The sequence below is a fragment of the Halopenitus persicus genome, from assembly GCF_900107205.1.
In the GTDB taxonomy this organism is placed as follows: Archaea; Halobacteriota; Halobacteria; order Halobacteriales; family Haloferacaceae; genus Halopenitus; species Halopenitus persicus.
Genome location: NZ_FNPC01000004.1, coordinates 353,118 through 367,559, shown reverse-complemented (window position 1 = coordinate 367,559; position 14,442 = coordinate 353,118). Strand labels below are relative to the sequence as shown.

12 protein-coding genes are annotated in these 14,442 nt (G+C 70.1%); 2 read left to right on the top strand and 10 right to left on the bottom strand.

Annotated features, from left to right (window positions below; genetic code table 11):
• Positions 1-79 precede the first annotated feature (79 nt).
• Entirely contained in the window at positions 80-316 is a 237-nt protein-coding gene (locus tag BLV25_RS08990; RefSeq protein WP_092732351.1) for a hypothetical protein, read from the top strand.
• A gap of 134 nt (positions 317-450) precedes the next feature.
• Here the strand turns inward: BLV25_RS08990 and BLV25_RS08985 are convergent, their stop codons facing one another.
• From BLV25_RS08985 to BLV25_RS08960, 6 genes are all read right to left on the bottom strand, one after another.
• A complete protein-coding gene (locus tag BLV25_RS08985; protein ID WP_021073419.1) occupies positions 451-1,233 on the bottom strand; it encodes an energy-coupling factor transporter transmembrane component T family protein in 783 nt (260 codons plus the stop codon).
• Positions 1,230-3,248 (bottom strand): ABC transporter ATP-binding protein, encoded by a 2,019-nt coding sequence (locus BLV25_RS08980; RefSeq protein WP_092732348.1) that lies wholly within the window; start codon positions 3,246-3,248, stop codon positions 1,230-1,232. The genes BLV25_RS08985 and BLV25_RS08980 overlap by 4 nt, the downstream gene beginning before the upstream one ends.
• A 122-nt stretch (positions 3,249-3,370) precedes the next feature.
• Complete coding sequence (locus BLV25_RS08975; RefSeq protein ID WP_021073417.1) at positions 3,371-4,177, bottom strand: QueT transporter family protein; 807 nt, start codon at positions 4,175-4,177, stop codon at positions 3,371-3,373.
• 140 nt (positions 4,178-4,317) lie between these two features.
• Positions 4,318-5,013: a cyclase family protein gene (locus BLV25_RS08970; RefSeq protein WP_092732345.1), complete on the bottom strand. Its 696-nt coding sequence runs from the start codon at positions 5,011-5,013 to the stop codon at positions 4,318-4,320.
• Positions 5,014-5,271: 258 nt separating this feature from the next.
• Entirely contained in the window at positions 5,272-6,705 is a 1,434-nt protein-coding gene (locus BLV25_RS08965; RefSeq protein WP_039400497.1) for a sodium:solute symporter, read from the bottom strand.
• Positions 6,706-6,901: 196 nt separating this feature from the next.
• Entirely contained in the window at positions 6,902-8,023 is a 1,122-nt protein-coding gene (locus BLV25_RS08960; RefSeq protein WP_092732342.1) for an NrpR regulatory domain-containing protein, read from the bottom strand.
• Between the two features lie 355 nt (positions 8,024-8,378).
• Here BLV25_RS08960 and BLV25_RS08955 point away from each other — a divergent pair, with 355 nt between their 5' ends.
• Complete coding sequence (locus BLV25_RS08955; RefSeq protein WP_092732515.1) at positions 8,379-9,386, top strand: agmatinase family protein; 1,008 nt, start codon at positions 8,379-8,381, stop codon at positions 9,384-9,386.
• Positions 9,387-9,532: 146 nt separating this feature from the next.
• Here BLV25_RS08955 and BLV25_RS08950 read toward each other — a convergent pair whose 3' ends face one another.
• From BLV25_RS08950 to BLV25_RS08935, 4 genes are read right to left on the bottom strand one after another with little or no spacing between them, the layout of a single operon-like run.
• A complete protein-coding gene (locus tag BLV25_RS08950; protein WP_092732339.1) occupies positions 9,533-10,810 on the bottom strand; it encodes a M20/M25/M40 family metallo-hydrolase in 1,278 nt (425 codons plus the stop codon).
• Positions 10,807-11,970, bottom strand: coding sequence for a diaminopimelate epimerase (gene dapF / locus BLV25_RS08945; RefSeq protein WP_256335690.1), 1,164 nt, complete (start codon positions 11,968-11,970; stop codon positions 10,807-10,809). Before dapF ends, BLV25_RS08950 begins: the two co-directional genes overlap by 4 nt.
• Positions 11,967-13,580 carry a diaminopimelate decarboxylase gene (gene lysA, locus BLV25_RS08940; protein WP_092732336.1) on the bottom strand — a complete coding sequence of 538 codons (1,614 nt, stop codon included), beginning with the start codon at positions 13,578-13,580 and terminating at the stop codon, positions 11,967-11,969. The genes dapF and lysA overlap by 4 nt, the downstream gene beginning before the upstream one ends.
• Positions 13,577-14,416 carry a 2,3,4,5-tetrahydropyridine-2,6-dicarboxylate N-succinyltransferase gene (locus BLV25_RS08935; protein ID WP_021073409.1) on the bottom strand — a complete coding sequence of 280 codons (840 nt, stop codon included), beginning with the start codon at positions 14,414-14,416 and terminating at the stop codon, positions 13,577-13,579. Before BLV25_RS08935 ends, lysA begins: the two co-directional genes overlap by 4 nt.
• Between the last annotated feature and the right edge of the window lie 26 nt (positions 14,417-14,442).

Genomic DNA, 14,442 nt, shown 5'->3' with positions numbered 1-14,442 from the left:
ATCGGCGTTCGAATAGTCGGTATTCCTTATAAATCCGGAAGCCACCGTTTTTGTGTCGGGAGCCGTCATCCGACGTGGAATGCCCGAACTCGTGGTCCTCGTTCTCCTCGCCCTCCTGGTCGTGCAGATTCCCATCGCCGCGATCGTCTACCTCGACGCCCGTCGGCTCGGACTGGAGAACCCGGAGATCTACTGGCTGGGAATCCTGATCCCGACCGGCGGCCTGATCGTGATCCCCGTGTATCTCTCGCGGCGACGGGAACTTCCCAGGGAATCGTCGACTGAGGGGGAAGCCGAAGAAGCTGGAGGAGGGTGAGAAGCAGGAGAAGCCGAAGAAGCTGGAGGAGGGTGAGAAGCAGGAGAAGGGGAAGAAGCGGGAGAAGGGTGAGAAGCAGGAGGAGGGGGAGAAGCCGGAGGTGGGGGAGAAGAGGCGGACGAGGTTTAAATGGTCTATAAAGTACCGTACCCGGCGAGCCGCAGCGCGACGACCCCGACGATCACGGCCAGGGAGGCGACCGTGACGACCCAGTCGACGCCGCCCATCGAGCTGGCGCCGTAGAAGGTCCGGTCGCGGCGGGTGTCGAACCCGCGGGCCTCAAGCGCCATCGACTGGGTGTTGACGTTCCGGAAGGCGGTCATGAAGACCGGCACGAGCAGCGGCACGAAGCTGCGGAGCCGCTCGATCAGGTTGCCGTCCGAGAGGTCGAGTCCGCGCGCCTCCTGGGCCTGCTTGACCGTCCCGGCGGCGTCGATGAACGTCGGGAACAGCCGGAGCGCCGTGCCGACCGCGAAACAGAACGCGAACGGGACGCCGAGCTGGCGCATCCCGCTGACGATCTCCTCGTTCGAGGTCGTCGTCACGAACAACAGCCCGCCGACGATGAAGACGGCGATGCGCTCGGAGCGGCCCAGCGCGAACAGCAGCTCGCGCTCGGAGAGCACGAGCGGGCCGAGGTCGATCACGGTCGGGCCGCCCGGGCCGGTGAACAGCGGCCAGACGACGAGCCCGACGACGAACAGCGCGGCGACGATCGGCGAGAGCCGCTTGAAGTTGGGCCACCCGCCGACCGCGACCAGGGAGACGAAGGCCACCACGAGCGGGACCGCCGCGAACCGCGGGTCGTCGAAGATGTATCCCGAAACGAAGATCGCCAGCACGAACGCGAGGGTGCTGCGCGCGTCCAGCCGGTGGATCCACGTCCCGCGGTCGACGTACAGCGAGGTCGCGCTCATCGGTCCACCTCCGGATCGGTCGCCGCATCAGTTGCCGTCTCCGTCGCCGCGTCAGTCGCCGTCTCTTTCCCATTCGCTGCCGTGCCGGTTTCCAATCCGGCCACGAGCTCGTCGATCGACAGGGCTGGCAGCGCGTCGTCGATCCCGGCCGCGCTCGCCAGCTCGTGGGACGCCTCGACGACGTGTGGCGGCTGGAGGTCGTTGTCGGCCAGCAGGTCGGCGTCGGCGAACAGCTCTCGCGTGCTGCTGTCGAAGACGACCCGCCCGTGCTTGAGCACGGCCGTTCTGGGAGCGTATCGCGCGACCGTGTCCATCGAGTGGGTGACCATCACCACGGTGACCGACTCCTCGCGGTTGAGTTTCGCGACGAGCTGCATGAACCGCTCCTGCTGGGTCGCGTCGAGGCCGGTCGTCGGCTCGTCGAAGACGATCACCTCGGGGTCGGTCGCGAGGATGCCCGCGAGCGCGACCCGCTGGCGCTGGCCCTTCGAGAACGCGAAGGGGTCCGCCTCCTCGAGGCCGTCCAGCTCGACGGTCTCGAGCGCCTCGCGCACGCGCCGGTCGAGCTCCTCGCCCTCGAGCCCGAAGTTCTCCGGGCCGAACGCGACCTCCTCGCGCACCGTGTCCGCGAAGATCTGGTGGTCCGGGTTCTGGAAGACGTAGCCGACGTCGCGGCCGATCCCGGCCATCGAGTAGTCCGCGACCTCCCGGCCGTCGTACCTGACGCTGCCGGCGTCGGGCTCGTGGAGCCCGTTGAGGTGTTTCGCGAGCGTCGTCTTCCCCGAGCCGTTGTGGCCCACCAGCGCGAGCACCTCGCCCTCCCGGACCGTCAGCGAGATCCCGTCGACGGCCCGGACCGGCCCCCGGTCGGTCTCGTACTCGAAGACGACGTCCTCCAGCTCGAAGATCGGGTCGCCGAGGTCCGTTCCGGTATCGGCCGGGGCGCCCGGAGCGTCCGCGGGGCCAGCAGCACTCGGCGCGTCGGTCGTGCCCGCCGACCCGGACGTCGACGGTTCCCCGTCAGCCCGGGCCGGCGGCGTCCACGTCAGCCCGTGGTCGGCGGCGGCCGCGGGAACCTCCTCTGGGATCAGCGGCAGGTCCTCGTTCGGCACGTCGAGACGGTCGAACGCCTCCACGAGCGGCGGGATCGCGACCCGGGATTCGCGCAGCGACTCGACGTCGGTGAACACCTCGCGGGCCGGCCCCTCCCGGTAGACGGTGCCGCCCTGCAGGAGGACCGCGTGGTCGGCCAGCAGCGCCTCCTCGATCTTGTGGGTCACCATCACGATCGTCTCGGGACCGTCCCAGTCCGCGTCCGCGGCGACGGCCGTCTCGGACGCGCCGGGACTCCGGTCGAGGTTCGCGCCGGCCAACGAGCCGATCGCCGAGAGCAGCTCGCGGGTCCCGGACGGGTCCAGGTCGCTGGTCGGCTCGTCGAGGACGAGCAGCCGCGGGTGCATCGCGGCCACGCCCGCGAAGACGAGCCGCTGTTTCTGTCCGCCCGAGAGCCCGGAGGGCTCCCGTCGGCGGTCGAGTGACTCCAGGCCGGCAAGCCGGAGCGTGTCGTCGATCCGGTCGTCGATCTCCGCGGGCGGGACCGCGAGGTTCTCGGGACCGAAGGCCACCTCGGCCGCGACGCTGGTGCCGAACAGCTGCGCCTCGTAGTCCTGGAGGAGCATCCCGACGTCGGTCGCCATCTCGCTGACGCGCGTGGCGGTGACGTCGCGCTCGAGCACGTCGACCTCCCCGTCGAAGGAGCCGGTGATGAAGTCCGGAATGATCGCGTTGAGCGTCCGGAGCAGCGTGGACTTTCCGCCGCCGGAGGCGCCCATCACGACCGTGAAGGAGCCGGCCGGAACGTCGAGGTCGACGCCCCGGAGGACGGGTCCCTCGCGATCGTCGGGGTCGACGTCGGTGGTGTCGAGGGTCTCGGGGTCGGGAAGCGTCTCGTCCCGGTCGTAGGAGAAGACCACGTTTCGGAGCCGGGCCGCGATACCGTCTTCCTCGTCCGTCATTGGATATCTGTCCAAAACGAGGCCGCCCGGGTAGCTGTTTCGACTCGGATCGATCGTCGGGGCGGCGCCGACCGCGGTCGACGGTCAGCGGGGTTCGACGGCGACGTCCGTCAACGCCCGGATCAGGCCCGGCCGACGATCGTCGAGAGTCGCTCGCCCACGATGACCGCGCAGGCGGCCAGAACCACGATACCGACCGCGCCGAGCGCGGTGACGCTCGTGAGGCCGGCGCCGGCGCCCGTGCTGAGGAGGAACCCGACGCCGAGCCAGACCAGCGGCACGACGACCAGCCCCCACGCCGCGATGGGGTTCAGGTTCGACCCGGCGCTCGAGAGGTCCTCCGCGCGGAGCAGGTCGGGGTAGAGCAGGCCCATCTCCTTGAGCCGCGGGTACGTCAGGTACAAAAGCGGCGGACCGAGCACGACCGCCGCGATCGTGTTGTTGATCAGGATCGTCGGGCCGAGGACGGCGAAGGGAACGAGCCCCAGCAGGTCGACGACCCACGAGATGATCACGGCACACGCCGCGGAGGCGGCGACCGCGATGACGACGTACTCGGCCAGCTGGACGCCGGCGTTCTCGCGGAAGTCGGGCTCGACCCGCGAGGACAGCGGGGTGAGGTTGCCCCACAGCTTGTAGCCGAGCAGGCCGAACGTGAAGTTCCCGATGAACCCGCCGACGCTGCCGGGGCCGAAGGTCCCGCCGAAGATGTCGCCGATCAGGTTCCCGATCGCCGACCCCCACGCCGCCGCGGGACCGAACATGATCCCGAAGATGACGGGGAAGACGTTCGCCGGTCGGATGCTGGTGATGCCGGGAATGATCTGAAAGGTCTGGAACGGGATGAGCACCGCCGCGTACACCGCCGCGACCACGGCGACGAGCATGATCATCCGCGTGTCACGCCACATCGTGAATATTTCGCGCATCGGCCGAGAGGTTACGAGGAAGAACCATAAGCGGATCGGTGGAGGGCACGCGTCCCGGATCCGTGACGACCGAGAGACGGTTCACAAGGGGGATATCGAATACGTCCTCATTGAGCGAACAGTTTCCCGACACTTCCACCTCACCAATATGCCACCGCACGCACAGGCGCGCCGTCGCCATTTATAAGCGGCAGCGGGAAGGCGTACAGGGTGAACCGGTCGGGGAGACCGGCCAGGTTCGTGAGGTTCTCGATGATCGGGAGATCGGCACCGAGGAGTACGTGGTGAACCGGGAACCCGTCCGGCTCGCCGTCGATGTCACTGCCGGCGTCACTGCCGGCGTTCTCGGAGGGCGTGGGGTCCGGATTGAGCGCGTCGACCGCGACCCCGCAGTCGGCCTCGCGGAGTCGTCGTGCTGCCGCCGGGGTCACGTACGGATGGTCGCGGTAGCGATCGTCGGTCCAGTGAGCGTCCCAGCCGGTTCGAACCACGAGGACGTCGGCGGCCGCGAGCACGTCGCGATCCGGGAGAGCCTCGATGCCGATGGCGTCACGATCCGTACAGAGCGTGACGTCGATGAACCGCGCGTCGAAGACGTACTCGCCGATCGGGCGGTCGTCGAGGGTCGCCCCGCCGGGCTCGGTGTGGCTCGGCGCGTCGATGTGGGTGCCCGTGTGGCTGCCGCAGCGCAGTTCGTGGACCGCGGCGCCGTCGTCCTCGATCGTCGCGGCCGGCGCGAGTTCGACCGGCGGATCGCCGGGAAACGTCGGCATTCCGGTCTCGATCGGCTGTGAGAGGTCGCGATACGCGTGGGGTGAGTCGGGCGAGCCGGGCATATGGTGTCTCTGGATAGGGTCGAGCAAGGAGTTTCGGATCGGAACAGTCCCCACCTGATCGCGGAGCGGACCTCACCGTTGGAAAATTGCTCTTGGCAGCGGTTACTTACAAATATGGGGTATAAATATAACTAGCACGTCGAATTCCGCGTAGTAGTTACATTTTCCATTGCAATTGTAAGTAGCTGAGGAGTATACACACGCGAGATACCAATGGCGGACCGGAGATATCTGCGTCCCTGCCGCTGAACGGCTCGTTTACTCGAGCGACGGCTCGTCGGAGATGCTCTCGAGCCAGGCCTCGAGCTTCTCGCGCGGCGGCGGGCCGGTGACCAGGCTGACGCCCACGAAGAGCACGAGGCTGGCGACGAGCCCGTAGATGATCGGCCGGTTCGAGCCGAAGCCGTGGACGGCCATCGTCGACACGACGACGACGGAACTGCCGAGGATCGCCGTGATGGCGCCCTGCCAGGTACCGCCGCGCCAGAAGAACGCCGCCATCAGGGGCACGAAGATCGCGCCCGTCAGCAGGTTGTACGCCAGGGTGAGCGCGTTGACGACGTCGCCGATGAGGATCGCCACCCCGATCATCCCGACGCCGAGGACGAGGATCCCGACCCGGGAAACCCACGTGTATCGCTGCTCGCTGGCGTCGGGGTTGACGAACCGCTTGTAGACGTCGTTGGTGAACAGCGTGCTCGAGGCGAGCAGCGCCGAGTCGGCGGTGGACATCATCGCCGAGATGAAGCCGGCGAGGATGAGCCCCGAGAGGCCGGTGGGTACCGTCTCGAGGACCAGCTGCGGCAGCGCGAGGTCCGGGTTCTCGAGCGCGGGGAACAGCACCAGCGCGATCATCCCGAGCACCGCGGTCGCGATCCCGTAGACGACCGCGTATGCGCCCGTCGCGATGTTCCCGATCCGGGCCGTCTCGGGGCTGTCGGCCGTGAAGACGCGCTGCCAGATGTCCTGGCCGATCATGATTCCCAGGAAGTACAGCAGGAAGTAGCTGATCACCGTCTCGATCCCGATGCCGGTCGGGCTGAAGTAGGAGGGGTCGAGCTCGGCGGTCAGCCCCGAGATCCCGCCGACCTCGAGCAGGCCCAGCGGCAGCGCGAACAGGAAGACGCCGACCGTCATGATGATCCACTGGACGAAGTCGGTGATCGTGACCGAGAACATCCCGCCGAGCGCGGTGTAGCCGATGACGATGATCCCGGAGACGAGTATCATCGCGTTCAACTCGTAGCCGAGCAGCGCCGTCAGGACCGTTCCGATCGAGATCACCTGCGTGATCGCGATCGTGAGCGCGTAGATGCCGGCGACGACCGCGCCGACGGTCGCGGAGTACGTGTCGAAGCGCCGTTCGAGGATCTCCCCCAGCGTGTACGCCTTGAGGTTCGCGAGCTCGGTCGAGATGAGGAACCCGATCGCCGCGACGCCAAGCCCGAGCCAGACGACGAGCCACGCGCCCGAGACGCCGTGTTGATACCCCAGTCCGCCGCCGCCGATCGTCGACGCGCCGCCGAGGATGACGGCGGACATCACCGGCACGTACATCCAGATCGGGATGTCCCGCCCGGCGACCAGATAGTCGTCGAGGGTGTCCGAACGCCGGTATCCCCAGTAGCCGACGCCCAGCAGGCCGATCATGTAGAGCACGATGATGCCGAAGTCGATGCCGACCAATGACATGGAAAGTCTTTGCCACCATATGAAATGTAAGCGTTTCGCTCCGCGACGGACCACGAGACGCGCTCGCCGGCGGTGACCGGGACGTGCTCGCCCGCGGCGCTCGCTCGGTCGAGAACCCGAAACGAACACCTGCGCACCGCGGTTCCGGCTACCGCTATCCGGAACCGCTATTCGGAACCGCTATCCAAGGCCGCCCCTATCGGTCGACGTCGAACGACCCGTCGGGATCGATCCGGTCCGTCGGAACGAGCCGATTCCGGTCGACGGTGCCGTACAGCGTCTCCCACTCGGTCGAGAGCCCGCGCTCGGACAGCGTGGCGATGACGAGCTCGCCGGTTCCGCCGTAGGTCGCGGCCCCGAACTCCCAGCCCGGCGGGCCGAGGGGGAAGGGTCCGCCCTCGCGGGGACGACGGACGTCGATCACGCCGCCGAGCGCGTTCCGCGTCGCGAGGGCGAGATCGCGGGCCTCCTCGAAACGCGTGAGCGGAAACTCCCGATAGTCGACCACGAGGACGCCGCGGTCGGCGCCCTCCAGGATCGGCGCCACGTCGCTGCGACCCGCCTCCACGAGCAGCGAGAGGACGTCGACCGAGGCGTCCTCGCCGCTGATCACGTCGACGTACCGGTCGATCGTTCCGCCTCGGTGGTCGTTCGCCTCCGACATCTCGGCCTCCGATACGTCCGCCTCCGATACGTCCGCCTCCGATACGTCCGCAGTTCGGGAGGAGTCCCGCGTATAGGCCGCAACCCCCGCGGTTCGCAGGTCGGTTTCGATCCCGTGAGACAGAAAGGTCCCGTCGAGGGTGAGACTCGAGGGGGCAAGGATCCGGTAACGATCGGCGCCCTCATCGTCCGCACCGTCGGGATCGTCCGCGTCGGGACCGGCCGGCTCGACCGCCGCGGAGATCGGACCGAACGGGCTCGCGTGCAGCGCCCGAACCGTCTCGAGCGCCGGCTTGAGGTCGGCCGCGTCGACGAGTGCGCTCGAGACGATGAGGGTCCCCGCATCCTCGATCGGGTCGTAGGTCACGCGGCTCCGCAGGGTCGCGATGCGCGACCGAACGCGGTCGAGCCGGTTGCTGACGTTCCCGCGGTCGAGCTCCGCGCGACCGGCCGCGGTGAGACGACGACCCTTGCCGGGCACCTTCTCGGTGAGTCCCGCCTCGTCGAGGTCGGCGAGCGTGAGCCGGATCGTCCGCCCGGTGATCGAGTAGCCGTGACGCCGCATCAGTTCGACGAGCCGGATGCTGCCGACCGGCTCGTGGCGGTCGACGAGCCACAACAGGTCGTACGTCCGCCCGTCGAGGTCGCGGTCCATCGTTCCGTCCCACGGGGACGGCCTACAAGACTTCGACGGTCTTCGGACAACCGATCTCGTCGTTCCCGAACACGCCACGTCGACGACCTCCGAGCACGCGACGTCGACGGCCTTCGAACACGCCGCGTCGATGCCGAACGAGAGGAAGGTTTATGCGGATTCCGTCGCGAGACGGTGGTAACGGTGTTCCACTAATGACCACGACACGGACCGGACCGACCGACGCACGGCGCACACGACCGCGGCCGACCGATCGCCTCGGCGGCCGGACACGCGCCGCGGTGTGCTCCCGCAGCTGGACCGGCACCGCGGTGCGCTCCCGCGGCCGGACCCGCCCCGTCGCGGAGGGATCCGCGTGAGCGACGACCGGACGCCGGCCGGTCGGTTCCGGGGGGACCACCCTGCCTCGTCGATCGAGTTCGCGTACGCGGGCATCCCGACCTTCCTGAAGGCCGACCACCGCGACGTCGAGGACGTCGCTGGCTACGACGCCGGCGTCCTCGGCGTTCCGTACGACTCGGCGGTGAGCAACCGGCCGGGGACGCGGTACGGGCCGCGGGCGGTTCGGGAGGCCAGCGGCTGGTGGGCCTACCTCTCCGGATACAAGGGCGGTCTGACGAACATGCGGACGGGCGAGGACGTCGACTTCGACGCGCTCTCGGTCGCCGACTGCGGCGACGTCCCCGTGTTCCCGATGGACCAGGGGACGACCGCCGAGAGCATCACGGCCCATGTCGCGACCGTCGCGGAGCGCGCGTTCCCGGTGTTGATCGGCGGGGACCACTACTGCACCTATCCCGCCTTCCGCGGGTTCGCGGAGGGCGCGGGCCACGACAGCGTCGGACTCGTCCAGATCGACGCCCACACCGACACCGTCTCCGAGAGTCCGATCTTCGGCCGGGAGTTCCACGGCTCCAGCACGGACCTGATGGCGGACTCGCCGTACGCGAGCTACGAGAACGTGAGCCAGGTCGCCATCCGCGGCTACGAGTCGCCAGCGTTCTTCGAGTTCGCCGAGGAGACCGGACTCAACCTCTTCGCGATGCCCGAGGTCGAGGAGCGCGGGATGGACGCCGTGATCCGCGACGCGGTCGCGGCCGCCGCCGACGGGACCGACGCGGTCTACGTCACCTTCGACATCGACTCCGTCGACCCGAGCGTGGCGCCCGGGACGGGCACCCCCGAGCCCGCCGGCCTGTCGGCCTCGCAGGCGTTGACCGCGATGGAGGTCCTCGGGGGCCACGACGCCGTCGGCGCGGTCGACCTGATGGAGGTCGCCCCGGACCACGACCCGGCCGGGAACACCTCGCGGCTGGCCGCGAACCTGCTCGTGGCGTTCCTCGAGCGGAAGTTCGCGGCTTAAAAGGTATTTAAAATCGAGTCGGAGCGCTCGCCGCACGCGGCGGCATCGATCGACGCTGAACTCGACAGCATCGGTCGATGGACCGGCCTGCCTTTATCAGTAGACGGCCGACGGTTCTTTCGAAGAATATGGCCGATGACGCTCATTTATAAGGAGACGGCCGTCTCGTCCTCGAGCAGCCCCGAAAGCGTCCGCGCGACCGCCTCGCCCGCCCACTCGACCTCGCGCACGCGGACGTACTCGCGGTCGGCGTGGGCCACCGCGCCGTCCGCGTCCGCCAGGTCGCCCGGGCCGAAGACGACGGTGGGGGCGGGCGCGAAGTAGGAGGCCTCGGTCGCGGCCGAGAAGGGACGGACGGCGCCGCCGCGTGGGGCGTCATCTCCGTCGCGGGGAACGTCACCGCCGCGGTCGGCCACGGCGTCCGGACGCGTCGCCGCGACCGAGTCCGCGAGCAGCCGGACGAGCTCGTGGTCGGGGTCGGTCGCGAAGGCCTCGAGGAACGGCGACTCGCGGTCGGTGAGCTCGAACGCCACGCCGACGTCCGCGGGGACGGCCGCCCGGACGTCACGCTCGAGCGACTCGCGGAAGCCCGCGGCCGTCTCCGGGGGGATCGACCGCCGGTCGACGACGATCCCGCATCGGTCGGGGACCTGGTTGGTCGCGCCGCCGCCCTTGATCACGGTCGGGGTGAGCCGCGCCGGGCCGAGCTGCGAGTGCGGGTCACGGTCCGCGTCGAACTCGCGGACGGCCGCCAACGCGTGCTCCGCGGCCGCCACCGCGTTGGCTCCCGCGTCCTCGGCGGCGTGAGCCGTCTCGCCGGACAGCTCGATCGTTCCCTCGAACCGGCCTTTCGCGGCGGTACAGACGTCGAGGCCGGTCGGCTCGCCCACGAGATACAGGTCGCCGTCGAGCTCGGTCGGCGGTTCCCCGGATTCGTCGGTGGCTCCGTCGAGCCCGCCGGTGAGCGCCGCGGCGCCGAGCGAGTGGATCTCCTCGTCGGGCGTGACTGCGAGCGTGAGCCGCCCGCGGTCCGGGTCGGTCGCGAGAAACCCGACGAGCAGCGCCGCGAGCGGCCCCTTGGCGTCACAGGAGCCGCGACCGCGGATCACGTCGACGTCGGGCTCCCCCTCGACCGTCGCGTGCCGGTCGCGCTCGAAGGGAACGTGCGGCGTCACCGTGTCGATGTGGGTGTTACAGACGACGTGCGGGCCGGCGTCGGGGTCGGTCCCGGCCTTGCTCGCGAGGACGTTGCCGGCCGCGTCGACGGTCGCCTCGACGCCGTGGTCGGCCAGCGTCTCGACGAGGAACGCACGCATTTCGTCGACGTCCTCGTGAGATCGGTGGCGCACGGCCGCCTCGAGGAACGCGACCGGGTCGAACCGGTCGGGGTCGGTCCCGGGAACGGGCGTGTCCGGGTCGGTCATCGTGGGTCGGATTCCTCCTCGGAATCGACGCTCGGGCCGGCGTCCGAATCGACGCTCGGGTCGACGCCCGAATCGATGCCTGGCTTTCCGCCCGGATCGACCGCGGGTGCAGCGTCGGCGACCCGGTCGGGATCGACGTCGGGGCGGGATCGAAGCTCGCCGGTACCCTCCTCGACGACCGGGCCGGAGAGCGTCGCGGGGCCCTCCTCGGGAACCGTGATCTCGAGCTCGCCGCCCGGCGGGCGCGAGCGAACGGTCTCGGCGTCGACGCGTCCGGTCCGGCGGGCGACCGCCGCGATCGCGACCGCGCCGGTGCCGCACGAGCGCGTCTCGCCCTCGACCCCGCGCTCGAAGGTGCGCTGGCGGTACGTGGGGACGAGCCCGTCGAACTCGCGGTCGTCCGCCGACCCGTCGCCGGGGACGTACTCGACGCGTTGGGCGAGGTTCACGTTCGCGCCCTCGGGGAAGACGTCGGCGTGACGGACCGGCTCGGCGACCGCCTCGAGGTCCACGTCGTCGATGTCCACGTCATCGAGGTCCACGTCATCGAGGGCCAGGTTGCCGCCGTCACGGTCGTCATCGAGGAACGCCACCGCGTGCGGGACGCCGGTGTTCACCGCCGAGACGGTCAGCCCCTCGATCTCGGTCTCGAGCAGGGGCGCGTCCGGGTCGTCATCCCGGACCGCGGGATCGGCCGCACGCGAGCGGTCGACCGGGACGCCGTCGGGGTCGAACCGCGGGATCCCCATCTCGATCGTGACGTCGCGGCCGTTCGCGTCGACCGTCGCGCGCCGGTCGCCGGCGGGCGTCTCGATCACGAACTCGGACTCGCCGGTGCGGTCGCGTGCCCAGGCGGCGACGACGCGCGCACCGTTGCCGCACATCGCGGCCGTCGAGCCGTCCGGCTGGACGAGCGACATCGTGACGCGGGTCGGGTCGACCGCGTCCTCGATCCCGAGGAACAACACGCCGTCCGCGCCGCGACGGCCCTCGCCCGGCGAGGCGGCGCCGGTCTCGCGGTCGCAGTGGGCGATCGCGAACGTGCGGCGGTCCGCGAACTCCGAGAGCCCGGAGCGCTCGGCGTCGGTCTCGTCGACGACGAGGAAGTCGTTGCCGGTGCCGTGGTACTTCCGGAACGGGACGCTCATCGGTTCGGTCATCGGTCGTCCTCCGTGGCGTTCGTCCCGCGGGCGGAACGCGCCGGGTCCTCGAGCGCCGCGAGCCCCTCGTAGCCGGCCCGGCGCTCGACGGCGGTCACGTCCGCGATCGTCTCGCGGTCCCGGACGAGGGTCGGGCCGGAGTCGGTCGCATCCGAGCCTGTATCGGTGCCGGCGGACGCATCCTTCTCGGCGCCGATCGCGACCTCGGCCGGCCGCGGGCGGGAGTTGTACTGGCTGGCCATCTCATAGCCGTAGGCGCCCGCGATCCCGATCGCGAGGAGGTCGCCGCGCTTCGGGGCCGGGAGCGGTCGGTCCTCGCAGAACACGTCCGCGGTCTCACAGATGGGGCCGGCGACCGTGACGGGAACCGTCTCGCGGTCGTCCCGTTCGACCTCACCGTCGGTCTCGGTTGCAGCACCGGTCTCGGCCGAACAGTTCCGGATCGGGTGGAACGCGTCGTACATCGCGGGGCGGAGGAGGTCGGTCATTCCGGCGTCGACGCCGACGACCGTCGTCTCGGGTGCGGGCTTGACCGTGTTGACCCGCGTCAGGAGGACGCCGGCGTCGGCGACCACGTAGCGGCCGGGTTCGACCACGAGGTCGAGATCGTGGTCGTTCCGGGCGTCCCCGGCGGTCGACGCTCCGGCGTCCCCGAGCGCCGTCTCGAACGCCTCGCGCGTCGCCGCGGCGACCGCGGACAGGTCGAGCGGCGGTTCCTCGTCGCGGTAGGGGACGCCGAAGCCGCCGCCGACGTCCACGTATTCGAGGGCAACCGGATCCGCGCCGGCGTCCTCGACGCCCTCCGATTCGGGAGCGACCAGCCGGCGTGCCAACGCGCCCATCCGGGAGACGAGCTCGCGGTGGCGGTCGAGTCCCGCGGCGTCGATCCCGGAGCCGGCGTGGGCGTGGATCCCGACGACCTCGAAGCGGTCGGTCGCCTCGCGGACGACGCTCGCGGCGCGGTCGTAGGGAACGCCGAACTTGGCGTGCGCGCCGGTGCGGACCTTCTCGTGGTGGCCCGCGCCGACGCCGGGGGTTACCCGGAGACAGACCCGACCGTCGAAGCCGCGCTCGGCCAGCCGGTCGAGCGTGTCGACGGCGCCGGCGGTGATCGTGATCTCGGGATGCTCGCGCCAGCGGTCGACGACGCGGTCGAGGTCGCGTGCCGGCGGGTTGACCGCGGTGTAGTGGAGCCGGTCGCCGGGAAAGCCGGCCGCGAGCGCGCGCTCCAGCTCGCCCGCGGAGGCGCACTCGGCCGCGAGGCCGGCGCGCTCGACGGTCCGGAGGACCGCCTGCCCGGTGTGGGCCTTCACGGCGTACCGGACGTCGGCGTCGGGGAGGGCGTCGCGGAGCCGGGCGCAGTTCTCCCGGACGCGGTCGCGGTCGATCACGTACAGGGGCGTGCCGTACCGGTCGGCGAGGGTCCCGAGGCGGTCCGCGTCCCAGTCGGCGAGCCGACGGACCGCGGGGTTTCGCGACTCGGCGGAGTCGGTCGCGTTCGACCGGGCCGCGCTCGATCGGGTCGCGTCCGACTGGGTCGCCCCCGACTGCGTCGTGGCGTCGTCCGTCCCTGCGGTCGGCGATGCGTCCTCGGGGGTGGGGTCGCTCATTCCCGAAGCGCCTCCTCCCGCTGGGTGGCCTCGAGGGTCTCGTCCTCGACGTCGGTCGCGACGACGGCGGGCTTGTAGGCGCCGCCCTCGAAGAGGTCGTGGTCGCTCACGGAGGACTCGACCATCCGGGTGAACGCGCGGCGGTTCGCGGGGAGGTGGCCGAAGATCACCTCCTCCTCGACGAGGTCGTAGACGGGGATCCGGGGGGTGAGCAGCGTGTTCTCGCCGACGATCGAGTGCTCGCCGATCCGGAACCCGGAGGTGACCCGGCAGCCGGCGCCCAGGGAGACGTCGTCCTCGATGACCACGGGCGCGTCCTCGACCGGCTCGAGCACGCCGCCGATCAGCGTGTTGGCGCCGAGCTTGACGTTGGCGCCGATCTGCGCGCAGGAGCCGACCGTGTCACAGGAGTCGACGAGCGTCCCGTCGCCGACGTACGCGCCGACGTTGACGAACGAGGGGCTCATCATGATGCAGTCGCTCCCGAGGTAGGCTCCGCGCCGGATGGCGGTGCCGTCGGGCGTGTTTCGGGTGCCGCGCTCGCCCAGATCCGCGGTCTCCCGCAGCGGGAGCACGTCGTAGTAGGTGACGTCGCCGTAGGACCGCCCCTCGGTCTCGCGGAGCCCGAAGTTGAGGAGGATCCCCCGCTTCACCCAGGCGTTCGCCTCCCAGGAGGTCACGTCGGATCCCGTCTTCTCGGCCGCGCGGACCTCCCCCGCCTCGAGGGCCGCGAGGAAGTCGTCGAGGACCGCCTCGTCGTCCGCGGTCGTCTGGTCGGCCGAGAGTCCCTGTTCGGAGCGTCGCCAGAGGTCGTTGACGTCTGCTTCGAGTGTCATACGCGATCGGTTATCGAGCCCGGGTA

Coding starts and splice junctions, on each gene's coding strand:
- BLV25_RS08960 (WP_092732342.1), bottom strand. CDS start 8,023: ATGGACCGCGACCTCGACGGGCGGACGTACGACCTGTTGTGGCTCGTC.
- BLV25_RS08965 (WP_039400497.1), bottom strand. CDS start 6,705: ATGTCATTGGTCGGCATCGACTTCGGCATCATCGTGCTCTACATGATC.
- BLV25_RS08935 (WP_021073409.1), bottom strand. CDS start 14,416: ATGACACTCGAAGCAGACGTCAACGACCTCTGGCGACGCTCCGAACAG.
- BLV25_RS08980 (WP_092732348.1), bottom strand. CDS start 3,248: ATGACGGACGAGGAAGACGGTATCGCGGCCCGGCTCCGAAACGTGGTC.
- BLV25_RS08950 (WP_092732339.1), bottom strand. CDS start 10,810: ATGACCGACCCGGACACGCCCGTTCCCGGGACCGACCCCGACCGGTTC.
- BLV25_RS08990 (WP_092732351.1), top strand. CDS start 80: ATGCCCGAACTCGTGGTCCTCGTTCTCCTCGCCCTCCTGGTCGTGCAG.
- BLV25_RS08975 (WP_021073417.1), bottom strand. CDS start 4,177: ATGCGCGAAATATTCACGATGTGGCGTGACACGCGGATGATCATGCTC.
- BLV25_RS08970 (WP_092732345.1), bottom strand. CDS start 5,013: ATGCCCGGCTCGCCCGACTCACCCCACGCGTATCGCGACCTCTCACAG.
- lysA (WP_092732336.1), bottom strand. CDS start 13,580: ATGAGCGACCCCACCCCCGAGGACGCATCGCCGACCGCAGGGACGGAC.
- dapF (WP_256335690.1), bottom strand. CDS start 11,970: ATGACCGAACCGATGAGCGTCCCGTTCCGGAAGTACCACGGCACCGGC.
- BLV25_RS08985 (WP_021073419.1), bottom strand. CDS start 1,233: ATGAGCGCGACCTCGCTGTACGTCGACCGCGGGACGTGGATCCACCGG.